Here is a 21,839-nt window from a genome sequence, read left to right on the forward strand (position 1 = left end):
CAACCGGTTGGCGCTACTGGATGAATGCCAGAACCAGACCAAGAATCGCGAGAGCCTCGACCACGGCGAAGCCCAGGAACAGCATGGGCTGCAGGACGCGCTGGGACTCGGGCTGGCGTGCAACGGAGGTCATGTAGGCCGCGAAGATGAGGCCGACGCCGACACCGCCGCCGATGGCTGCGAGACCGTAACCGATGGCGCTGAGCGAACCTGTGATTTCCATTGGCTTTTTCCTTTCGTGATGCCCGATGCCGGGCTCTATGTGCCGCAAGGGCATGTCTATGGCGGTGGGCCCGCTCATGTCAGGGCGGGACCCAGATCCAGGTTTCCCCGGAATTCTAGTGTGCTTCGGCCACGGCTCCCTGGAGGTAGACCGCGAACAGAAGCGTGAAAACGTATGCCTGGATGGCCTGAATGAGCAGCTCCAGGAAGAACAGGAAGATTCCGAAGACGCCGGAGAACAGCGAAGCCACAATCCCGAAACCGCCGACTTCCTGAATCAGGAAGGCAGTGAGGCTCGCGGCCACCATGATGGCCATGTGTCCGGCGAACATCGTGGCGAAGAGACGCAGGGAGTGGGTGATCGGCCGGATGATCAGGTTCGAGAGGAACTCGATCGGAATCAGAATGACGTAGAAAACGGGGGGAACTCCCGAGGGCATGGTCATGGCCTTCAGAAAGCCGCCGAGGCCCTTGTTCTTGATGCCCGCAGCAATCCAGCAGAGGTAGGCGAATCCGGCCATGAAGTAGGCGCTGCCCGCGTGGGAGAACGTGGGCAACTGCAGGAACGGGATGGATCCCCAGAGGTTGTTGACCAGGATGAAGAAGAAGGATGCGAACAGGAGCGGGACGAAGGGCTTGAAGTGGTGAACACCGATGATGTCCTTCGCCAGCGAGTTCCTGACGAAGCCATAGCCCATTTCTCCGGCGAACTGGAGTTTCCCGGGAACCATCGAGCGACGTCGGCCGGCGACCATGAAGAAAACGGCCACCACGGCAACCGCCAACAGCATCAGGAGCATCTGCTTGCCGAAGCCGAAGCTGCCGATGTGGAACAGATCAGGCAGATGCATGTCCTCGATCGTGGGGGCCTGATATTCCGCGACGACGTGCCCGGTTTCCAGCAAGGCGTGTCCTTTCTCAGGAAGGTTAGCGTCCTCGAAGCCAGAGCTTGCTCAAGGCCTCGATCAAGTATTCGGTCAGTTGCTTGAGGGAGGTCTGTCAGCGACTATTCGTCGCGGTCCTGCGGCCGCATATGGAGGTACACCAGGTACAAGCCGGCGGAGGCCCCTATGCCAGCGCCGAGCCACACTATCCAGTGCGTTCCCAGCAAGCGATCCAGCAAAAAGCCTACCAAACTCCAGAAGGCCGTACCGATCACGAGGTAAACGAGAATCATGACCGCGCCGGACAACCCACCTTGCTGGACCAGGTCCCCCGCGTTGCGCAGGTCCTTCCGATCCGGCTGGTCGCCGCGGCGCGCAGCACCGTTCCGTCGGTCCGAGGTCATAGATTCCTACCGTCCTCATCGTGGTCCAAGGCCTCGTCGTGCCGATCGGGCAACGATTCGACCGTTGAGAAATATGGTATCCGGAGTCGGCGGATGACCCATAGTTGGGTGCCCAGGACCGCGACGACGCCGATGATCGCGCCGGACAGAGCCCATCCCCCGGACCACCCTTGTGGGAACGGGACCAGCAACAACAAGGCGCCGCCGATCATGATCTTGAGGACATAGCCAATCAGCAGGTACAGCGCGGGGTCCTGCTCGAGGCGGGCGACCACCACGCTCAGCAGCCACGCGACCGCTGAGGCGAGAACCACAATCCCCGCGCCGAACGCCGCTGCCGGCGCCGCGCGGGGCGCGTCACAAAGTGCCGCGATTGTGACGAAGATTACACCCGCAAGGCAAACGTTACCCAGGGCGGCCTCGCTCAGGGCTCGCCCCGGAGTGTTTGTATGCCTGTCATACCGAAGCCATGGGAGACGCCTCATCGCCGGCGGCCCAGGATTCGGCCGATAATGACAGGGAGCGCGAGGTACAGAACCACGATGCAGACCACGAGCAGTCCCATCCACATCAGCCCGTCGACCTCGAAGGGCAGGGCAAGCACGGTGATGATGGTGACCGCGAGGGTCGCTGCCGTCACGGTCAGGGCAGAACCGATGTGCCCGAAGCCCAAATCGGCCAGCTGTTGGTACACGTGCTGCCGATGGGGCTGGTACCACGCCTCACCCCGATAGATCCTTTTGACCAGGGTGAATCCGGTATCTGCAAGGTAGATGATGAGCGGGGAAAGGATGTACTCGACATAGATATTGGACAGAAACGCACCGACCGCGCAGCACGCGATGGCCCCGCCGAGAAAATACGATCCCGTGTCCCCCAGGAACACGCGCTTGCCCAGCAGATTCCAGGGGAGAAAAGCCAGGAAGGCGCCCGCGATCGCGATACCGCACACCACGAGCCACGTCAGGTTGGTGGCCCACCCCGCATAGGCGTAGGCCGCGCCGACCACGAGGCCGTGGAGCCCCGAGATTCCGTTGAGCCCGTCCATGAAGTTGGCGACGTTGATGTAACCGGCGATCGCGAGCATTCCGACGGGAATCCACCAGGCGGGCGTCCCCAGGACGAAGGTCAGGGCCGAGGTGATGGCAAGCCCGATGAGCAGCTGGAACCCCGCCCTGGATCGCACCGGCAGCCCCTGGTAATCCTCGATCCACCCGAGGGCCGCGGAACAGATCATCCCGACGACCACGGTGACCATGACGGAACGATCGACGTCGACGAGCGCCATGACCGCGCTGACGCCCAGCGAGAGCAGCGCGGCGAGGGCAGTTGCCAGCCCCATGCCTCGGACCGTCGGAACCGTGTGGGAGGACCTGTGGCCTGGAACGTCCACGATCCCGAGCCAGCGCAGGAACGGCAGAATGGCCAGGGGCAGGACGAGCCCGAGCGCCAGGGCCACGAGTCCTGGGACAAGGAACTGGGTCAGTCCGGGCGACGTCGTCTCGATCACGCCGTCTCTCCCCTCTCGCCGTCAGCATCGACGTCCGGCAGGTCGGAAGGATTCGCGGCCGTGTCGCTCTCGGGCGGCGAGATCACGGGTATCTCTTGCGTCGTCGGGATGTTGCCGCGAACCTTCCATTCGTGGCGGTCCAAGCTCTCGGGATCGAGCTGGACGGACTGGGTGTGAGAAATCTGAGGATGCCCGCGGTGTGTGCCGATTTCCCCGGCGCCGACGAGGTCCTCGTGCAGCTTCTCCCCCTGACGCAAGCCTGTGAACACGATCTCGATGTCGTTCCTACCGCTCATCTGGATCAGATGCCGAGCCACGTCGTAGATGCGCACCGGTTGACCCATGTCCAGGATGAGCACCTCACCCGGCGCCCCGATGGCTCCGGCCTGAATCACCAGCTGGCACGCTTCGGGGATGGTCATGAAGTACCGGGTGGCGTCCTTGTCGGTGACGGTGATCGGGCCACCACGGCGTATCTGTTCGGTAAACAGAGGCAGCATCGACCCTCGGGATCCGAAGACGTTGCCGAAGCGCACCGAGGCGTACCGGCCGTCGGTGTGATTGCCCATCCACGCGGTCATCTGTTCGGCCATGCGTTTGGAATGCCCCAGGACCGTGGTGGGGTCGGCCGCCTTGTCGGTGGAGACGTTGACGAACACCTCGACGTCGACCGATGCCGCCGCCTGGAGCACGTTGCGGGAACCCTCGACATTGGTCTGCCAGGCCTCGTTCGGATACTGCTCCAGCAGGGAGACGTGCTTGAGCGCCGCGGCGTGGAAAACCACCTGCGGCCTTCTGAGGGCAAAGATCCCGGAGAGGGCCTCCTGGTCCCTGATATCGGCCAACACCGTGTCCTGACCGTCCAGGAGCCCTCGACCGGTCATGGATATCTGCGTGGCCTGGAGCGCCGATTCGTCGCGATCCAGCATGATCAGTTCCGCGGGCGAGAAGTGCGCGATCTGGCGACACAACTCCGACCCGATGGAGCCACCCGCCCCGGTCACCAGGACCCGCTTGTCCGTGAGGTACTTGGCGATGCCTTCGACATTGATGTCGACGGCGCGCTGACCCACGATGTCCTCGAGCCTGATATCGCGCAGGTCGAGGGTGCTGCCGGCGGTGTTCCCGAAGACATCTCGCAAGGGGGGCGCCGTCAGGATCCGAACGTCCATGCCGTCGAGTTCCTCATTGACCCGCGTCATGAGCGAAGACTTCACGTTGGCCATGGCGATGATGAGCACGTTCGCGTTGGAGCGCCTCATGACCTGACGCAGGTTCGTGATATTGCCCGAAACCGGAACCGAGTTGATGCGCAGGTGCTTCTTCGCGGGGTCGTCGTCGATCAGGGCCACCGGAAGGTACGGGGAATCCTTGTCCTGCACCATCTGGGTAATGAGGGTGTTGGCCAGGAACCCCGCACCGTACACGACCGCATGCGGCGCATGTGCGCTGGGCTTCGACTTGGATTCGACGTACATGCGCTTCAAGTAGCGGACCGCGGCCATGAACAACAGCGCGAACGGGAAGGCGATGAGGGGGATCGACCGGGGCATGTGCAACGAGACGCCGAAAATCAGCAACACGATCTGGACCAGCGAGGTGACGATGACCGTCACCAGCATGAGGGCCTTGGCCTCGTCGAAGCTGCCGAAGCTGTACCGCCCCCGATACAGCGCAAAGAGGCTGCCGACAATGAGTTGGGCAGCCACGGCGACGACGCACACCAGCACCAGTCCCGGCACGTGGACCAGCTTGTAGTCCATCTCGTACCGCAGGAAAAGACTCAGTAGAACCGCCACGACCCACGCCAGGGCGTCCAGACAGATCTGGGTCAGGATCCAGAACCGTGGACGCTCGTAACCGGTGCTCGACCGGTCACCATACTGCTCGGAACCGCTCATTCGAAGTGGCTTCCTTCCTGTAGCGGGTCATGGGCACCGCGGGACATCCGCGACTCCCGGGTCGGCCCTTTCGTGCCTTCGGGGTCGCGCGAGCCCCGGGAACCAATGAGCGCGCGGTATGCGCCGATCCTCACCGATCTCGGAACGAGGCGGTACCCGGCGCGCACCACCACATTACGCGCCCACCGAACGGGGCCGATGAAACCGGCGGCACGCAGATGCCTCTGGAGAATCAGTTCCCTCCGGGCCGCGCCCCAGCCTCCCCGGCGATCCCAGGAGGCGCGACCGGCCCTGTATTTCACGAGCGGCTCGGCGAAGTTCCCTACCGCGTATCCGGCCTCGAGCATCCTCGCCCACAGCCCGTAGTCCTCCGCCCCGGGGATTGGCTCGTAGCCTCCGACGGCACCCACCGCTTCGGAATCGAATACCACCGTGGGATGACACAACGGGTTGCGCAGTGCGGCAATTCGACGAATCTCTTCCGGCCTAGTTTGAACTTCACGTACAGATTGAATCTCGGTGAATAATTCGTCCATCTCGAACATCGCCGAGCCCACGGCATGGAATCGCCCGTCCCTCACGGAAGGAACCACCGTTTCGAAACGTTGGGGCAAGGACTCATCGTCCGCGTCGGCCCGAGCTACCACGCGGCAAGAGCAAAGCTTCAACCCCACGTTGAGGGCATTCGCCAATCCACCGTTGCGACCGAGCCTCTTCACGGAGACGGCGATCCCCTTCTGCTCGATACCCCGGACGGATGCCCGAACAGTCTCCTCGAGATCGGGGCCGACTGGCCCATCGATGACCAGCACCACTTCGGTCGGCGGCAGGGTCTGCTCATGGACGTTCGAGACGATGGCCCGCCGCAGACCCTCCGGAGTATCACCGTGGTAGACCGGCATAAGAAGGGAGAAACCTTCATGTTCATGGTCAGGTTTATTGTTTCCGGTCGGTTCGACGCCGTGCACCGGGTCTGCATCCGAGGAGCCCTGGGGCGCAGTGTGGGTGCCCAGGTCGTAGCTTCCCCCGAGGACCTCCTCGTTGTTCCGGGGTGCGCGCAGGGCATCGCGAACGCCCTGGGAAAGGTACCGCAGTACCACCCTTCTGTCCTCGCTGTTGCGGAAGGTCCGCAGCCACAGCCGGCCGGTGGCTCCCGCGTACAGAATCTTTTCCCAAGGAGCCAGGGACTGGCTGCGAGTGAAGACCCAGAGTTTGTTCCGGACGTCGTTGTAGAACCGGGGCCCGGGATCCGCGTCCGTGGTACCGAACGTCTTTGTGTGATGCACGACCACGGATGCCGGCAGCGACACTGCGTCGCGGAACCTCGCGAGCCTGGTCGAATACTCGAAATCGTCGTTCCAAATGAAGTAGTCCGCCCAGGGCAAACCGATTCTCCGCATGGCCGCCGCGTCCATCAGGAGCGAGACGAAGGATCCCGAGCGAATCGTCGTTCCGCCGACGGCAGCAGCCCGCGCCTTCTGCCCGGGCGTGGCCCCGATGCGTTGGATCATGGAGTTCATGGGGTGCTCGCGGCCATCCGTCCACACCACGTTGCTTGCCACGAACGCGGGCCGCTCCTCGGGGGCTTCCGCGTAGGAGGACCAAGCGGCCACGGATTCCGCCAGGGTCTCGGTCAGGGGTTCGGTGTCGTCGTCCATGACCCACACCAGGTCGGCGTCGTGAACGGCGAGGGCGCGGTCAATGCCCACCGTGAACCCGCCGGCGCCCCCGAGGTTGTCTCTCAGCCTGACAACATCCATCGGCAGGCTGTAGTCCAATTCCTCGAGGAATTCCGGCGTGCCGTCGGCCGAGGCATTGTCGACGAGCACGACCTGGTCCGGAACGACGCGGCCCCCGGCGATGCCCGAGAGAGTGGTTCTCAGCAGATGGAGACGGTTGTAGGTCACCACTACGGCAACCACTCGTGGGCTCGGGGTGTCTCCCGGTCCGGCATCGCTGTTCGGCTGCACTCTTTCCTCTCCCCTCGTGCTCGTCGATCCGACGACACGAGCTGGTCTTCCTTCCTGCGGCCCGCAGGCCCGTCAGGTGAAGTTAGGGCGATTCGGTCAGTAAGGTGGTGTCCAGAAGGTGCGAGGATTGCACCCATGGAACGGCACGTGACAGTTTACCCCGGCACCCGATGCAAACTCGGACTATCGTCGGGCTGTCGCGCGGATGAAAGCGAGGAAGCATGAGTCAGAGCACCTGGAGGGTCCTCGGGGCCACCGGTTTCGCGGGTTCTGCGATCATGACCAGACTCCAGCAGGAGGGCATCGGCGCGGCCCCGGTCTCGGCGCCGCGACTGGCCACATCGTCGGAATCATCCGGCCAGGTCATCGCCGAGGCACGACGCCTCGAATCCGTGGTCGATTACCTGGCCGATTCTTTCGCGGGCGCGGACGTCGTGGTCAACGCCGCGGGTCTCTCGGCTCCGGACCAGAACGACCTGCCGTCTCTGGTGGGCGCGAATGCTTTGCTGCCGACCATCGTCGCCGTGGCGGCCCAGCGCACCGGCGTCCGGCGCGTGATCCATCTGAGTTCCTCGGCCGTTCAGGGTTCCCGGCCGAAGCTGGACGCGACCGACGCGACGTCGCCCTTCTCCGCGTACTCCTTCTCCAAGGCTTTGGGCGAGGACTGCGTGCTCCGACTTCGTGACTTCATCAATGCCACGGCCCAGGCCGGTGCCGCACCGGGCTCCGCGGCGTCGGACTTCCCGCCCGCCCCCAGCAACGCCCCGGCCAGGGTCGAACCGAATCATGCTGCCGAACTGTGCATACTGCGCGCGACGTCGGTCCAGGGCTCCGGCCGCAAGACCACATCGAACCTCGCGCGTGTCGCTTCCTCGCCCCTCGCCATGGTGGCGGGAAGGGGCGACCGCCCGACGCCGGTGACCTCGGTGCATGCACTGGCCGAATTCGTCGTCTCCGTCGGTTCATTCGACGGGGATCTTCCCCCGATCGTTCTTCAGCCGTGGGAAGGCGCCACGACTGCCTCCGTGATCCGGGATGCCGGGCGCCGCGAACCCCGCAGGATTCCCGCATTTGCTCTCCGCTGGGGCGTATCCTTCGGGCACCTGCTGTCTTCCGCCATGAACGAGCGGCTTCAGGGTGCCGTGCGACGCGCGGAGTTGATGTGGTTCGGTCAGCCCCAGGACGATACCTGGGCCGTCGAGAACGGCCTCTTGCCGGAGCGTCGCATCGGTTCGGTGCTCAGAGAGGCGCACACCGCCACGGGGTCGACCCGCTGAGGTTCTGAGGCCCTGGGTCGGGGCTCAGTCCTCGCCGCTTTCCTGGTCGGGGAAGAGAAGGTGACGAGCTTCCTCGACCCCCAGAGGACGGGTCGCCGGGATTCGCGGGCGGCCGGGGCTCCCGGCTCCGTCCGTGACCTTGCGTCTGAGTTGATCGACGGGTTCCGTGCTCGACGGGGTCGCCGACGCCGTCCCGGCGGCGAACAACCCGGCCTCAACCGAGCCCTCCGCGGCGTCCGCCGCCCGGGGACCATCCCCGGCTCCGTTGATCGGTTCCCGCGCCTCGGAGGCGTCCCCGCTCCCCTCGCCGTATGTGTCCGCGGGGCTGTGCTCGGTCTCCGCGGCCGTCGACTTCTCCCGATCCAACTCGTCCTGGGTCACGGCCGTCGGGGCCACGGACCTGATGCGTTCCATCGACAAGGCGCCGAGCCGCACCACGACGGGGCGCTGACCTGTGACGTCGATGATCGTGGACGGGGCAGCATCGGAGCTTCGGGCCTCGGGACCGCGCCCCTCAGGCCGTGGCCCGGCGTCGACGATGGCCTCGACCCGCTCACCAAGTTGTTCAACGGCCTCATCACCGGTCGTCGCCGCAGGCTGTCCGGTTCTGTTCGCGCTCGATACCGCCAGCGGCCCAGTGCGCCTGAGGATCTCCTGAGCAAGATCGTCGTCCGGAACACGCAGTCCCACGGTCCCCTGGGTCTCCCCCAGGTCCCAGTTCAGCGAGGGCTGGGAGAACACGATGAGCGTGAGTGCCCCCGGCCAAAACGCCTCGGCCAGAGCGTGGGCTTCCGCGCTCAGATCGTCCGCGAGCCCGGGCAGAACACTCGAGTCGGCGATGAGCACGGGCGGCGGCATCCGCCGTGACCTGCCCTTGGCGTTGAGAAGCTGTTGCACGCCCCCGCGCGAGAATGCGTCCGCCGCGATCCCGTACACCGTGTCCGTGGGTATCACTGCGGTCCGTCCGTCCAGAACGGCTTTCTCGATGGCGGCGATGGCCTGCTCGCGCTCGTCGTCGGTGGCGACGGTGTATACGGTTGCTGTCACGTTCGATGCGGCTTTCGTTGCTTCGGTTGTTGCGTCCCGTGGTCCACGGAATCCTCAGACACCAGAGTAACCCTTGGTTGCCCGTGGCCGCCCAGTCAGGTCGTGGATGGTCTCGACGTCGTGGAATCCGAGTTGCGAGAACATACGCGCTGCTGCCTCGGCCTGGACTTCGGCGTGCTCCATCACGAACAGGCCGCCGGGGCGAACGAGTTCGGATGCCCGCCGCGCGATGTCCTTCGGTATCGCGAGGCCGTCTTCCGACCCGCCGTAGAGTGCCATGGACGGATCGTGATCGGCGACCTCAGGGTCCTTGGGCACGGCCGTGGTCGGGATGTACGGCGGATTGGACACGACGACGTCGACGCACCCTTCCCACCCCGAGAGCGCCTGGGTCGCGTCATCGACCAGGATCGATACCGGCAGGCCCGTCAGTTCCGTATTTCTGTTCGCCCATTCCGCCGCGCTGCGGGACAGCTCCACGCCGTAGACCTCGCATCCCGGGTTCTCCTGGGACACCGAGAGGGCGAGGGCCCCGGATCCGGTAGCCAGATCCACGGCCACGAGTCGTTCCCGGCCCGCCGCGTCGCCCTCGCGAGCACGTCGACGCAGGTGCGCGTTGACGTGGTCGACCAAAACTTCCGTTTCGGGACGGGGAATGAAGACGCCGGGGCCCACGTGCAGGGTGAGGTTCCGAAAATACGCCCGACCGGTCAGATGCTGGAGGGGAACACGTGAGGCCCGGGCGGCGATGATGTGTTCGAAGCCCTTCGGCGTGTCCAAGGTTCCGGTCGCGGCTCCGGCCATGACCTCGCCCCGGGAGACCTCGCCGCCGCGGTCGGTGGCCACCAGGTGGGCGACCAGCAGTTCCGCGTCGGCTCTGGCGGATTCGATGCCCACGCTCTTCAGCCGCCGAGCCGCCTCACGCAGGGCCTCGGCAAGCGGCAGGTCGTCGAGGTCATGTCCCGAGAGGCCCACACCGGGTTCGGTGTCCGACGAGTGCTCGGACACGGTCTACTCGGTGTCCTGACCCAGGGCGGCGAGGCGGTGTTCCTCGTCCATCTGGATCGCCGACTGGATCACGGCCTCCAGGTCCCCACTCATCACGGTGTCCAGGTTGTATGCCTTGTACCCGGTCCGGTGGTCGGCGATCCGGTTCTCGGGGAAGTTGTAGGTGCGGATCCGCTCGGACCGGTCCATGGTCTTGACCTGGGACTTCCGGTGCTCGGCGGCTTCGGCGTCGATCTGTTCCTGCTGATGCGCCAGGAGCCGGGCGCGCAGGACGCGCATGGCGGCCTCACGGTTCTGCAGCTGCGACTTCTCGTTCTGCATGGCCACCACGATTCCGGTCGGCAAGTGCGTGATGCGCACCGCCGAATCGGTCGTGTTGACGGACTGACCGCCGGGCCCCGATGACCGGTACACGTCGATCTTGAGGTCATTCTGGCTGATGTCGATCTCCTCGGGCTCATCCACCTCGGGGAAAACGAGAACGCCCGCGGCCGAGGTATGAATTCGCCCCTGGGATTCCGTGACCGGGACGCGTTGCACGCGGTGCACACCGCCTTCGTACTTCAGATGCGCCCATACGCCCTCGGCCGGGTCGGTCGAGGACGTCTTCACGGCCATCTGGACATCTTTGTATCCACCCAGGTCCGAATCGGTCGACGACAGGATCTCGGTCTTCCACCCCTTGCGTTCGGCGTAGCGCGCATACATGCGCAACAGGTCCCCCGCGAACAGGGCCGATTCGTCGCCGCCCTCGCCGGCCTTGACCTCGAGGATCACGTTGCGGCCGTCGTCGGGGTCCCGCGGGATGAGCAACCGGTGCAGGCGCTGTTCGGCCTCCTCGAGCGATTCCTCGAGGGTCGGAATCTCATCGGCGAATTCCGGTTCCTCCTCGGCCATCTCGCGCGCGGCCTCGAGGTCCCCCTTGAGGGACTCGACCCTTCGGTATGCCTCGACGATGCCGTTGAGCTCGGAGTACCGACGCCCGAGCTTGCGAGCCCTGCCCTGGTCGGCGTGAACCGCCGGGTCGGCGAGCTGCTCCTGCAACTCCTGGTGCTCATCGAACAAGGATTGGATGGAATCGAGCATGAGGTCCTCGGTGATCGAAAGTCTGGTGCGGCCTCCATTGTCTCACTCGCCCCGGGCCGCACGGACGGGGCGCGAAAAACCGGCGCCCGGTCCCACCAACAGTGGATCCGGGCGCCGGTCGTGGGGTGCTAGTCGTCGGACTTGGAGCCCAACGTGGTCTTCTGCACCTGGAGCAGGAACTGCACGTTCGTCGGGGTGTCGCGCAACTTGCTGGTCAACACTTCTAGGGCCTGTTGCTGATCCAGGCCCGCCAGCACGCGACGCAGACGCCACATGATCTTGATCTCGTCCGGCGAGAGCAGATTCTCTTCGCGGCGGGTGCCGGATTCGTTGACGTCCACGGCCGGGAAGATCCGCTTGTCCGCGAGCTGGCGAGACAGGCGCAACTCCATGTTGCCGGTTCCCTTGAACTCCTCGAAGATGACCTCGTCCATCTTGGACCCGGTCTCGACCAGGGCCGACGCGAGAATGGTCAGCGAGCCGCCCTCTTCGATGTTCCGCGCGGCGCCGAAGAAACGCTTGGGCGGGTAGAGCGCGGCGGAGTCGACACCACCGCTGAGGATACGGCCGGAGGCCGGCGCCGCCAGGTTGTAGGCACGGCCGAGGCGGGTCATCGAGTCGAGGAGAACGACGACGTCGTGCCCCATCTCGACGAGACGCTTGGCTCGCTCGATCGCGAGCTCTGCGACGGTCGTGTGGTCGTCGGCGGGACGATCGAAGGTCGACGCGATGACCTCACCATTGACCGTGCGCTGCATGTCGGTGACTTCCTCGGGACGCTCGTCCACCAGAATCATCATGAGGTGGACCTCAGGATTGTTGGTGGTGATGGCGTTCGCGATGGACTGCAACATCAGCGTCTTGCCCGCCTTGGGCGGGGACACGATGAGACCGCGCTGTCCCTTGCCGATCGGGGCCACGAGGTCGACCACGCGGGGACCGATCTTCTTCTGCTCGGTCTCGAGGCGCAGACGTTCGTTGGGGTACAGCGGCGTGAGCTTGTTGAATTCGACGCGCTCGTTCAGTTCTTCCGGCTTCTTGCCGTTGACGCTGGTCAGCTGGACCAATGCATTGAACTTCTGGCGCGAGTTGTTCTGGTTCTCGCCTTCGCGCGGCGCCCGGATCGCACCGACGACAGCGTCGCCCTTGCGCAGGTGATTCTTCTTGACCTGGGCGAGCGAAACGTAGACGTCGTTCGGACCGGGCAGGTACCCCGAGGTCCGCACGAACGCGTAGTTGTCCAGAACGTCCAGGATACCGGCGACCGGCAGCAGGACGTCGTCCTCGGTCACCTCGGTGTCGTCGACCTCCGGACCGTTGTTGCGTCCGCGCCGACGATCGCGACGGTCGTTGCGGTTCCGGTTGCGACGATTCCGGCCCTTGCGGTTGTCGTCATCCTCCGGACCGTTGTTGCCGCCCTTGTTGCGGTTGTTCCGACGGTCGTTATTGTTCTTACCGCCGTCGTTGTTGTTCTTGTCGTTGTTGTTCTTGCCGCCGTCGTTCTTGTTGCCGTCCTCGGAGTTGTTGTCCTTGGAACGGTTGTTCTTGTTGCGGCGGTTGCGGTCGTTGTTGCCCTTGTCGTCTCCCTTGGACTCATTGCGACGGTCGTTCTGGCCGTCCTGGTCCTGGGAGCCGCCCTGGTTCTGACCGCGCTGGTCGTTGCGCTTGCCGCGGTTCTGGTCCTGATCGCGGTCGTCCTTGGGATTGCCCTTCTGGGAGTCGCCCTGCTGCGCTTCACTCTGCTGCTGGTCGCCAGTCCCGGCGGCCTGGGCGGTGTTCCCGGTCCCTGCGGCGTCGTTCTTCGCGTCCCCGCCAGAGGCACCCCGGCGGGATCGGCCGCGAGAGGAGCGTTCCGACTGGTTCTTGCCGGACGCGGAATCGCTCTCCGTGGACTTCTTCTCGTCAGAGCCCGCCTCGGCCTGGGGCTGGCCCGAAGCCTTCTGGTCCGAACCCTTGTTCTGCGATGACTTCTCCTCGCGGTCGGCGACCGCTGATCCCCGCTGGTGGGCGGAGATCGCGTCGACGAGCGCGGATTTGCGCATCCGGCGGGCTCCGACAATGCCGAGCTGCGAGGCGAGCGCCTGCAATTGGGCCAATTTGAGGGCACTCAGTCCTCCATTGCCCTTGCCCTGCTCCGAGGACTGGGCAGAAGCGGCGCCCTGCGTATTCTGAGATTCTGGGGACTCGCTGTTGCGAGTCTGTTCAGCCGAACCGTTGGTTGGCTGGTCCGCACCCGATAGGTCGGTCGATACGGTCACGAAGGATCCTTCCCCCTCGACGTGGATTCCGCATGTGAAGCGGAATCCGAATATTAATGGTCAGTACGCACCGCCAGAAAATAACGCGATACGTACGAAATCCCCGCACCAGAGAGTGCGGAAATCAATGACGCGGTCTGAGTCCTCGTCGACTCGAAGAAATTCGAGACGAGGTGCAACGATCCTCTCGGTTTGACCATACGAACTCGGCTCGCGGCAGAGTACGTCGTCATTCCGCGACGACCACAGCTCAGGAACAATAGACTGACGCGTCGATCCGCCAGATTGGCGGATTGTCATGTCCCGATCGGAGGAAAACATCGATCCCTGAGATCGAACATCCGGTCGGCGAGCACCGGTTCTTCAACGAAGCGTTCCAGGCTCAATGTGGTCAACTATAACACCGTTGCCGTCCACGGTCAGCCTTTCGACATCCCAATTCACGATTCGATCATCGAGGACGTTGGCCGGCGTGCCACAAAAGTCGTCCATTGCTTCCGCCGCACGTTCCGCTTCGGATGCATTCGCGGCGAGCACCAGGACCGTGGGTCCCGCACCGGAAACGATCGCCGCCAGGCCCCTGCCCCGCAGGTGGGCGACCAGGGCCGCGCTCGGCCCCATGGCGCTGGCACGGTACTGCTGATGAAGAGAATCTTCCGTCCCTGCAAACAGCTCCGAGGGCTCATCCTTCATCGCGTGGACCAGGAGGGCGGCCCTGCCGGAATTGACCGCGGCCTCGCGGTGCGGAACCGATTCCGGGATCAGGCCGCGCGCAATTCGCGTCGGGACTTCATAGTCCGGGACGGCCACGACGGGCACGACGTCCTCGTGGACGGGGACGGAGACCGAGTGGAAACCATCGGCTCCGGAATAGGAGATCACCAAGCCGCCGAAGAGTGAGGGTGCGACGTTGTCGGGGTGCCCCTCCATCTGGGAACAGATCTGGAGCATCGCGTTCTCGGACAGCCGAAGGTTCTGGGGAACCATCGCGTTGGCCGCAACGACGCCCGCGACGATCGCCGACGCGGAAGATCCCATCCCCCGAGAATGGGGGATGGCGTTGACGGCTTCGACCCGAAGCCCTGGCAGGGCGTGCATCCCGATGGCTCGCCAGGCCGTGCGCATGGCCCGAATCACGAGGTGTTCCTCGGTCCGGGGAACCGATCCGCTCCCCTCGCCCCGTACGTCGAGGAGCAGCGGCTCGTCGGTTCTCTCCACGGTCAGCTCGTCGTACCTGCCCAGCGCGAGCCCGAGGCTGTCATACCCGGGCCCGACGTTGCCGGTGGATCCCGGGACACGCACCCGGACCGCCGTTCCGACGGGAATGATATCTGTCCCGTAGGAAGCCGCGGATTCTCCGTCGACCAGGGTTGGTGAGCTGATGTCCATGATCGGTTCCTTACTCCAGGCCGAGCGCGTCGGCCACGGACACGACGTCGAACGGAACCTTCGTGGGTTCGATGTCATCGCCGTCCGCGCCACGCAGTGCCCACTGAGGGTCCTTGAGGCCGTGCCCGGTCACGGTGATGACGATCGTCGCCCCGGTGGGCGCCTGGCCCGCACGGTGCTTCTTGAGCAAACCTGCAACCCCCGCCGCGGAGGCGGGTTCCACGAACACGCCTTCCCGCGAGGAGAGCCACCGATGCGCCTCGAGGATTTCATCGTCCGTCACGGACTCGATGAGCCCGCCGGACTCCTCACGGGCGGTTTCCGCCTTGTCCCACGACGCCGGGTTGCCGATGCGGATCGCGGTCGCGATCGTCTCGGGCTCGCTGACGGGATGTCCCAGCACAATGGGGGCCGCACCCTCGGCCTGGAAACCCCACATCACCGGCGTCTTCGTGGCGACTGGCGCGATGGTCTCTCCCGCGTCGTTGACGTACGGAGCCGCGTACTCCTTGTACCCCTTCCAATAAGCCGTGATATTCCCGGCATTGCCCACGGGCAGCAAGTGATAGTCCGGTGCATCGCCCAGCACGTCCACGACCTCGAATGAACCCGTCTTCTGCCCCTCGATGCGGGCAGGATTCACGGAATTGACCAAGAACACCGGGTAGCTCTCCGCGAGTTTGCGGGCGGCCTCGAGGCAGTTGTCGAAGTTGCCCTCGACCTGGAGCAGCTCGGCTCCGTGCGCGATCGCCTGCGACAGTTTGCCCATCGCGATCTTTCCGTCCGGCACGAGAACGCCGCACTTGAGCCCGGCCTGGGTCGCGTATGCGGCGGCGGATGCTGAGGTATTGCCCGTCGAAGCGCAGACCACGGCTTCGGCCCCTTGCTCCTTGGCGGCGGTAATGGCCATCGTCATGCCGCGGTCCTTGAATGATCCGGTCGGATTCATTCCCTCGAACTTGATGTAGACCTCGTTGCCGGTGTGCTCGGAGAGCTTGGGCGCGCGGATCAGGGGAGTTCCGCCTTCGCCGAGCGTCACGATCTCGGTCTCGTCGGTCACGGGGAGCCGATCGCGGTACTCGTGGACGACCCCTCGCCAGACGTGTGCCATGGATTTCCTTTTCTGTGTTGAACGGGACCGGGTCAGTGCCCGGGCGGACGGGTGGAAAGTGTGTTCAGCCCTCGACCTGGATCACCGAGGTGACGTCATAGACCGTGGACAAGGAGGACAACTCGTCGATCGTGGACCGGAGGCTTTCGTCGCTGGTCTTGTGGGTCACGATGCGGATCGTGGCGTGGTCGCCCTCGACGTCCTCCTCTTCCCGATGTTTGGTCTGGTGCATGGTCTGGATCGAGACGCCGTGTTCGGCGAACACGTTCGCGATGGCTGCCAGCACCCCCAGCTTGTCCCTCACTCGCAGACCCACGGTGTACCGGGAGACGACGTTGGACAGCGACGTCGCCTTCAGCCCGGCATAGGACGAGTCCGGGATACCCGGTCCGCCGAGGACCGACCGGCGTGCCAGTGAGACGAAATCACCCAGCACCGCCGAGGCCGTGGGCGCTCCCCCGGCGCCCGGACCGTAGAACATGAGTTCTCCGGCGTCGCGGGATTCGACGAAGACCGCGTTGTAGGCGTCCCGGACGCTGGCCAACGGATGGGACCGAGGGATGAGCGTCGGATTGACGCGAATGTTGACGCCGTCCCCGTCAAGCTCGCACACGGAGAGCAGTTTGATCACGTAGCCGTCTTCGGCCGCGGCGGCGACGTCGCCGGCCGTGATGTTTCTGATGCCCTGGCAGTGCACGTCGTCGATCGTGAACTCGGAGTGAAAGGCCAGTGAGGCGACGATCGCAGCCTTCGCCGCGGCGTCGAGACCGTCGACGTCGGCCGTGGGGTCCGCCTCCGCGTAGCCGAGATTCTGTGCCTCGCTCAGGGCGTCATCGAACTGGGCGCCCGTGGTATCCATCGCGTCCAGCATGAAGTTGGTGGTTCCGTTCATGATTCCGAGGACTCGGGTGACCCGGTCCCCCGCGAGCGAGTCTCTCAGCGGACGCAGAATCGGAATCGCACCGGCCACCGCGGCCTCGTACGAGAGCTGAGCACCGTTCTCCGCCGCGGCCCGGTGGAGTTCCGCGCCGTGCGCGGCCAGAAGGGCCTTGTTGCCCGAGACCACGTGCTTGCCCTGCTCCAAGGCCCGAAGGATGCGGGTCCGGGCGGGTTCCATGCCTCCGGTGAGTTCGATGACGACGTCGGCACCATCGATGAGGGTGTCCGCATCCGTGGTGTAGAGGTCCGGATCGGCCTGGTAGTCCCGCTCGGTCTCGAGCGAGCGGACGGCGATGCCGACCAGCTCCGGAACGGCGCCGATGCGTCGGGACAGTTCCCCGGTATCCTCCGTGAGGGCCTTCGCAACCTGCGAGCCCACGGTTCCGGCACCCAGGAGTGCCACCTTGATCGTCGATTCGGTCATAGTCTCTCCTATTGCGTAGGGATGCGTCCTCAGAGGGCGGCGTCCCTGGCGAAAAGGTCGTCTTCGGTCTCGCCACGCACGATGGTGCGCGGGGTCTGCCCGGACGACGTCGCGACGACTCCGGGCCGCGGCAGGTAGTTGTAGTTGCTCGACAGGGACCAGCAGTACGCCCCCGTCGCGGCGACCGCCAGGATGTCGCCGCTGCTCAGATCCGCAGGGAGATAGCAGTAGCGGACCAGAATGTCGCCGGATTCGCAGTGTTTGCCCACCACCCGGGACAGCACTTGCTCACCCAGCGGCTCCCGGTTGGCCAGGACCACGCTGTAGTCGGCGTCGTAGAGAACCGGACGCGCGTTGTCCGACATCCCGCCGTCGACCGCGACGTAACGCCTGACCTGAGTGCGACCGGACTCGGCATCGATCGCGACGTCCTTGATCGTGCCGACGGTGTACAGGGTCGTTCCGGCAGGCCCGCTCAGGGCACGTCCCGGCTCGATCGACAGGTGCGGGATCCGAAGCCCCAACGCCGAGCAGGACTTCGCCACGCTGTCCGCAAGGTCCCGGGCGATGTCCCGAGCCGGACGAGGCGCGTCCCCAGGAATGTATCCGATGCCGTATCCACCACCCAGGTCCAGCTCGGGGATGTCCCGCTCGATGCGGCCGGCGACCTCGGCGATGAACGAGAGGAGCCGCTCGGCCGCCAGGGCGAACCCGTCGGCCTCGAAAATCTGGGAGCCGATGTGGCAATGGAAACCGCGCAGGTCGATCCCGCCCAGCGCCTCCGCGACCAGGGCCGCCAGCATCGCCACCGAATCCGAAGAGGAGACGGCGGTTTCCGAGCGGAGCGCGGGATCGACGTCCCCCTCGGCCAGAGCGGCGGTCCCGTCGGCCAGTGAGAGACCGAATTTCTGGTCCTCGTGAGCCGTCGCGATGAAGTCGTGCGTTTCTGCGTGGACACCCGGGGTGATGCGGATCATCACCGGCGCGGTCATGTCCATGTCCCGCGCAATGCGGTCGATCTGGACCAGTTCCGGCACGGAGTCCGCAACGATCCTGCCGACGCCGTTCTCCAGGGCGCGCCGGATCTCCGACTCCGACTTGTTGTTGCCGTGCAGGGCGATGCGCTGGCCCGGCATGCCCGCGGCCAGGCCGAGGCCGAGCTCGCCGCCCGACGCGGTGTCCAAGTTGAGGCCCTCCTCCTGGGCCCACCGGACGACCGCGGCGCACAGGAACGACTTACCCGCGTAGTAGACGGAGACTTCCGCCCCGTGGTCGCCAAAGGCAGCTTCGAAGGCCTGCCGGTATTCCCGAGCGCGGCTTCTGAAGGTGTCCTCGGACCAGATGTATCCGGGGGTTCCGAATTCTTGGACCAGATCGGAGACGGTGTGCCCGTCGATGGTCAGCTCTCCACCGGTCGACCGCGCGAAGGACGGAGTCCAGATCTGAGGGTCGAGGGCGGCCGGGTCGGAGGGCAGCCGCAACCATTCGGGCACGGCGGCAGATGGTGAGTTCGCCATTTACATCCTCTCCGGTGCGGTCACGCCCAGCAGATGAAGACCGTTGGCCAGCACCTGGGTCACGGCGTCGTTCAGCGCAAGCCGCGTACGGTGCGTGTCGGTGATCTCCTCGGTGCCCTTCGGGGTCACCCGGCAGGCGTCGTACCAGCGGTGGTAGGCCCCAGCCAGGCGTTCGAGGTAACGGGCGACTCGGTGGGGTTCGCGGAATTCGGCCGACTCGACGTTCACGCTCGGGAACTGACCGAGCTCCGCCAGGAGATCCTCGTCGGCGGGTGTGTTGAGCAGCGCCGCGTCGAAGGTCTCGTCGGAACGCACGACGCCGGCATCGGCCGCGTTCCGGGCCACGGCGCACGTCCGGGCGTGAGCGTATTGGACGTAGAACACCGGGTTCTCGTTCGAGCGACGGGTCAGCAGGTCCAGGTCGATGTCGATATTCGAGTCGACCGAGAACCGGGTCAGGGAATACCGTGCGGCGTCCGTGCCGACGGCGTCGACCAGGTCCTCCAAGGTCACCACGGTTCCCGCACGCTTGGACATGCGCACGGCCTCGCCGTCCCTGACCAGGTTGACCATTTGGCCGATCATGACCTCGACGGCGTCCGGGTCGTCCCCGATGGCGGCCGCGGCGGCCTTGAGCCGCGCGATGTATCCGTGGTGGTCCGCCCCGAGCATGTAGATCGCCAGATGTGCACCGCGCGCCCGCTTGTCGGCGATGTAGGCGATGTCGCCGGCAATGTACGCGGCGTTGCCGTCGGACTTGATGACCACGCGGTCCTTGTCGTCCCCGTAGTCGGTCGAGCGCAGCCACCACGCGCCGTCCGCGTGGTAGAGCTTGTCGCTGCCCTTGAGCTGCTCCAGGATCTTCTCGACCTGCCCCGATTCGAACAGCGAGTTCTCGTGGAAGTAGACGTCGAAGTCGACTCCGAAATCGTGCAGGGACTTCTTGATGTCCGCAAACATCATCTCGACCCCGTAGGACCGGAAAACCTCTTGCGGGTCGTCCGCTTCCAGCGCTTCGGGCACCTCGCGAAGGACGCGCTGGGCGATGTCCTCGATGTACTGGCCGCCGTAGCCGTCCTCGGGTGCCGGTTCCCGGCGCGCCTTGGCCAGGAGCGAGTTCGAGAAACGGTCGATCTGGGTTCCGTGGTCGTTGAAGTAGTATTCGCGGGTCACTTCGGCCCCGTTCGCCTCCAGAATGCGCGCCAGCGAATCACCGACGGCGGCCCAGCGGGTTCCACCCAGGTGGATCGGCCCCGTGGGGTTGGCCGAGACGAACTCCAGATTGATGTGCGTTCCCTCGAGTTTCGAAGAACGCCCGTACGCGGGCCCCGCAGCGAGAATGTTCTTGGCCAGGACACCGGCCGCGGCGGCGTCGAGAACTATATTCAGGAAGCCCGGGCCGGCAATGTCCACGCCCGAGACACCGTCCACGGAAGCGATCCGCTCCGCCAGGACCTGCGCGACCTCGCGCGGATTCTTGCCGACCTTCTTGCCGAGTTGCAGAGCGATATTGGTGCTCCAGTCGCCGTGCGCCCGATTCTTGGGTCGTTCAACCCTCGTCTCGGGGAGTGTCTGGCCTTCGGACAGCACAAGCTGACCGGCGTCGATGGCCTCGTGCAGGCACGCGGAAATTGCTTCGGAGAGTTCTTCGGGAGTCACCCGGTCAGTCTACAAGGAATGCCGCGGCCGCCGATTTCGTGACGTGCCGGGGTCTGTCGGCTTCACTGCGCGTCGCGTGGATTTGTCCCTGCTCATTTCCTGGTATGCTGTTCTGCGTTGCCCTCGTAGCTCAGTGGATAGAGCGCTTGCCTCCGGAGCAAGAAGTCGTAGGTTCGAATCCTATCGAGGGCACGGTCAAGACCCCGTCCCGCCCGAGCGGGAACGGGGTCGTTTCGTATCGAGTCGGACCGAGCGGAGACGTACCAATGATGAGCGGTTTCTACACTTCCGTGCAGGAAGAGGACCGCTCCTTCGATCTCCACTCCCCCGCTGTTCCGGTCTCCGGGCCCGCTCCCTTGGTCATTCATTTCCACGGAGGCGCGTGGCGATTCGGAGACAAGTCCTCGATGCTCTATTCGGTCAACGGGCAGCACAGGGTGCGCGAGCGCCTGCAGGCGAGCGGATATTTCGTGGCGTCGGTCAACTACCGCCTGTCCCATCGGGCACTGTTTCCCGCCCAGTTGCACGACGCCAAGTCCGCGGTGCGCTACTTTCGCGCCCACGCCGAACGATTCGGCATCGACCCTCACCGCATCGCGGTGTCCGGGGCCTCGGCCGGCGGACATCTCGCCCAGTTGCTCGCGGCGACTCCGGATTCCGGAAACGCTTACCTCGAGGGCCCCGATGCCGGCGTCGCCTCGAGCGACGTCGCCGGGGCCGTGAGCTTCTACGGCGTCAGCGACCTGCGCACCATATTCGACGACAGGATCGCCTGCGGTTTCCCGCACGATCATCCCGACGACGACGGCGCCGAAGCCAGGCTGCTCGGGTCCGGATACCCTGCCCCGGTGTCTACCGCGGCGGAGCAGGCGTGGGCATGGGCGCACCCTGTCGACTACGCGGAGGACACGGCGCTGGCTCCGGGGCACCGTCCGGTGTTCTACGTCCACGGGGCCGACGATTCCTGCGTTCCCTGGATCCAGTCCGGCAGTCCGCACCGCGCCCTGCGTGCACGCGGGGTGCCGACGTCGCTCGAGATCGTTCCGGACGCCGAGCACTCGGATGCACGTATTTTCCAGGACGAGGAGCGATTGCGCAGAATCGTCCGTTGGGTCGAGGAGCGATGCGCCCCAAACCTCGCCTGAAGGCTGCGGGATGCTCCACGAACCACTGCCGGGCGATGACCCGTGTGGGTCGGGCCGATCGCACCGTGCGCTCCGCCCGGTAAACTGG

Annotated in this window: 18 protein-coding genes and 1 tRNA gene; 3 read left to right on the forward strand and 16 right to left on the reverse strand. The window is 65.1% G+C overall.

Annotated features, from left to right (window positions below):
- Nucleotides 1-13 precede the first annotated feature (13 nt).
- The 7 genes from atpE to AB0Y14_RS03145 form a co-directional block, all read right to left on the reverse strand.
- Nucleotides 14-223 carry an ATP synthase F0 subunit C gene (atpE, locus tag AB0Y14_RS03115; protein WP_129314164.1) on the reverse strand — a complete coding sequence of 70 codons (210 nt, stop codon included), beginning with the start codon at nucleotides 221-223 and terminating at the stop codon, nucleotides 14-16.
- A 115-nt stretch (nucleotides 224-338) separates the two neighbouring features.
- A complete protein-coding gene (gene atpB, locus AB0Y14_RS03120; RefSeq protein ID WP_436588811.1) occupies nucleotides 339-1,073 on the reverse strand; it encodes a F0F1 ATP synthase subunit A in 735 nt (244 codons plus the stop codon).
- Between the two features lie 155 nt (nucleotides 1,074-1,228).
- Entirely contained in the window at nucleotides 1,229-1,510 is a 282-nt protein-coding gene (locus tag AB0Y14_RS03125; RefSeq protein ID WP_436587793.1) for a hypothetical protein, read from the reverse strand.
- Entirely contained in the window at nucleotides 1,507-1,824 is a 318-nt protein-coding gene (locus AB0Y14_RS03130; protein ID WP_436587794.1) for a hypothetical protein, read from the reverse strand. The genes AB0Y14_RS03125 and AB0Y14_RS03130 overlap by 4 nt, the downstream gene beginning before the upstream one ends.
- Nucleotides 1,825-1,991: 167 nt before the next feature.
- A complete protein-coding gene (locus tag AB0Y14_RS03135) occupies nucleotides 1,992-3,020 on the reverse strand; it encodes an MraY family glycosyltransferase (RefSeq protein ID WP_436587795.1) in 1,029 nt (342 codons plus the stop codon).
- The gene (locus tag AB0Y14_RS03140) at nucleotides 3,017-4,921 is read right to left on the reverse strand and encodes a polysaccharide biosynthesis protein (protein ID WP_436587796.1); all 1,905 of its coding nucleotides are present in this window, start codon (nucleotides 4,919-4,921) and stop codon (nucleotides 3,017-3,019) included. The genes AB0Y14_RS03135 and AB0Y14_RS03140 overlap by 4 nt, the downstream gene beginning before the upstream one ends.
- Nucleotides 4,918-6,891 carry a glycosyltransferase gene (locus tag AB0Y14_RS03145; protein ID WP_436587797.1) on the reverse strand — a complete coding sequence of 658 codons (1,974 nt, stop codon included), beginning with the start codon at nucleotides 6,889-6,891 and terminating at the stop codon, nucleotides 4,918-4,920. Before AB0Y14_RS03145 ends, AB0Y14_RS03140 begins: the two co-directional genes overlap by 4 nt.
- A 221-nt stretch (nucleotides 6,892-7,112) precedes the next feature.
- Between AB0Y14_RS03145 and AB0Y14_RS03150 the strand changes: the two genes are divergently transcribed.
- A complete protein-coding gene (locus AB0Y14_RS03150; RefSeq protein WP_436587798.1) occupies nucleotides 7,113-8,168 on the forward strand; it encodes an NAD-dependent epimerase/dehydratase family protein in 1,056 nt (351 codons plus the stop codon).
- Nucleotides 8,169-8,192: 24 nt separating this feature from the next.
- Here the strand turns inward: AB0Y14_RS03150 and AB0Y14_RS03155 are convergent, their stop codons facing one another.
- The 9 genes from AB0Y14_RS03155 to argS form a co-directional block, all read right to left on the reverse strand.
- Nucleotides 8,193-9,215, reverse strand: a complete 1,023-nt coding sequence (locus tag AB0Y14_RS03155) for an L-threonylcarbamoyladenylate synthase (protein WP_436587799.1) — start codon at nucleotides 9,213-9,215, stop codon at nucleotides 8,193-8,195.
- Between the two features lie 54 nt (nucleotides 9,216-9,269).
- Nucleotides 9,270-10,223, reverse strand: a complete 954-nt coding sequence (gene prmC / locus AB0Y14_RS03160) for a peptide chain release factor N(5)-glutamine methyltransferase (RefSeq protein WP_436587800.1) — start codon at nucleotides 10,221-10,223, stop codon at nucleotides 9,270-9,272.
- A gap of 3 nt (nucleotides 10,224-10,226) precedes the next feature.
- Nucleotides 10,227-11,309 carry a peptide chain release factor 1 gene (gene prfA, locus AB0Y14_RS03165; protein WP_436587801.1) on the reverse strand — a complete coding sequence of 361 codons (1,083 nt, stop codon included), beginning with the start codon at nucleotides 11,307-11,309 and terminating at the stop codon, nucleotides 10,227-10,229.
- Nucleotides 11,310-11,437: 128 nt separating this feature from the next.
- Nucleotides 11,438-13,567 (reverse strand): transcription termination factor Rho, encoded by a 2,130-nt coding sequence (gene rho / locus AB0Y14_RS03170; RefSeq protein ID WP_436587802.1) that lies wholly within the window; start codon nucleotides 13,565-13,567, stop codon nucleotides 11,438-11,440.
- Between the two features lie 363 nt (nucleotides 13,568-13,930).
- Nucleotides 13,931-14,956: a homoserine kinase gene (gene thrB, locus AB0Y14_RS03175; protein WP_436587803.1), complete on the reverse strand. Its 1,026-nt coding sequence runs from the start codon at nucleotides 14,954-14,956 to the stop codon at nucleotides 13,931-13,933.
- A gap of 10 nt (nucleotides 14,957-14,966) precedes the next feature.
- The gene (gene thrC / locus AB0Y14_RS03180; RefSeq protein WP_436587804.1) at nucleotides 14,967-16,067 is read right to left on the reverse strand and encodes a threonine synthase; all 1,101 of its coding nucleotides are present in this window, start codon (nucleotides 16,065-16,067) and stop codon (nucleotides 14,967-14,969) included.
- A gap of 64 nt (nucleotides 16,068-16,131) precedes the next feature.
- Nucleotides 16,132-17,430 (reverse strand): homoserine dehydrogenase, encoded by a 1,299-nt coding sequence (locus tag AB0Y14_RS03185; protein ID WP_436587805.1) that lies wholly within the window; start codon nucleotides 17,428-17,430, stop codon nucleotides 16,132-16,134.
- Nucleotides 17,431-17,459: 29 nt separating this feature from the next.
- On the reverse strand, nucleotides 17,460-18,947 hold the full coding sequence (locus AB0Y14_RS03190; protein WP_436587806.1) for a diaminopimelate decarboxylase family protein: 1,488 nt from the start codon (nucleotides 18,945-18,947) through the stop codon (nucleotides 17,460-17,462).
- Nucleotides 18,948-20,606 (reverse strand): arginine--tRNA ligase, encoded by a 1,659-nt coding sequence (gene argS, locus AB0Y14_RS03195; RefSeq protein WP_436587807.1) that lies wholly within the window; start codon nucleotides 20,604-20,606, stop codon nucleotides 18,948-18,950.
- A gap of 119 nt (nucleotides 20,607-20,725) precedes the next feature.
- On the opposite strand from argS, the gene AB0Y14_RS03200 reads away from it, so the two are divergent.
- Nucleotides 20,726-20,798, forward strand: a tRNA-Arg gene (locus AB0Y14_RS03200).
- 77 nt (nucleotides 20,799-20,875) lie between these two features.
- Nucleotides 20,876-21,751 (forward strand): alpha/beta hydrolase fold domain-containing protein, encoded by an 876-nt coding sequence (locus tag AB0Y14_RS03205; protein ID WP_436587808.1) that lies wholly within the window; start codon nucleotides 20,876-20,878, stop codon nucleotides 21,749-21,751.
- Nucleotides 21,752-21,839: the final 88 nt, after the last annotated feature.

The sequence above is a fragment of the Rothia sp. HC945 genome (assembly GCF_051370785.1).
In the GTDB taxonomy this organism is placed as follows: domain Bacteria; phylum Actinomycetota; class Actinomycetes; order Actinomycetales; family Micrococcaceae; genus Rothia.

What these genes read in the sequence shown, in the direction of transcription:
- atpE (WP_129314164.1), bottom strand. Translation starts at nt 223, where the DNA reads ATGGAAATCACAGGTTCGCTCAGCGCCATCGGTTACGGTCTCGCAGCC.
- atpB (WP_436588811.1), bottom strand. Translation starts at nt 1,073, where the DNA reads ATGCATCTGCCTGATCTGTTCCACATCGGCAGCTTCGGCTTCGGCAAG.
- AB0Y14_RS03125 (WP_436587793.1), bottom strand. Translation starts at nt 1,510, where the DNA reads ATGACCTCGGACCGACGGAACGGTGCTGCGCGCCGCGGCGACCAGCCG.
- AB0Y14_RS03140 (WP_436587796.1), bottom strand. Translation starts at nt 4,921, where the DNA reads ATGAGCGGTTCCGAGCAGTATGGTGACCGGTCGAGCACCGGTTACGAG.
- AB0Y14_RS03150 (WP_436587798.1), top strand. Translation starts at nt 7,113, where the DNA reads ATGAGTCAGAGCACCTGGAGGGTCCTCGGGGCCACCGGTTTCGCGGGT.
- prfA (WP_436587801.1), bottom strand. Translation starts at nt 11,309, where the DNA reads ATGCTCGATTCCATCCAATCCTTGTTCGATGAGCACCAGGAGTTGCAG.
- thrB (WP_436587803.1), bottom strand. Translation starts at nt 14,956, where the DNA reads ATGGACATCAGCTCACCAACCCTGGTCGACGGAGAATCCGCGGCTTCC.
- thrC (WP_436587804.1), bottom strand. Translation starts at nt 16,067, where the DNA reads ATGGCACACGTCTGGCGAGGGGTCGTCCACGAGTACCGCGATCGGCTC.
- AB0Y14_RS03185 (WP_436587805.1), bottom strand. Translation starts at nt 17,430, where the DNA reads ATGACCGAATCGACGATCAAGGTGGCACTCCTGGGTGCCGGAACCGTG.
- AB0Y14_RS03190 (WP_436587806.1), bottom strand. Translation starts at nt 18,947, where the DNA reads ATGGCGAACTCACCATCTGCCGCCGTGCCCGAATGGTTGCGGCTGCCC.
- AB0Y14_RS03205 (WP_436587808.1), top strand. Translation starts at nt 20,876, where the DNA reads ATGAGCGGTTTCTACACTTCCGTGCAGGAAGAGGACCGCTCCTTCGAT.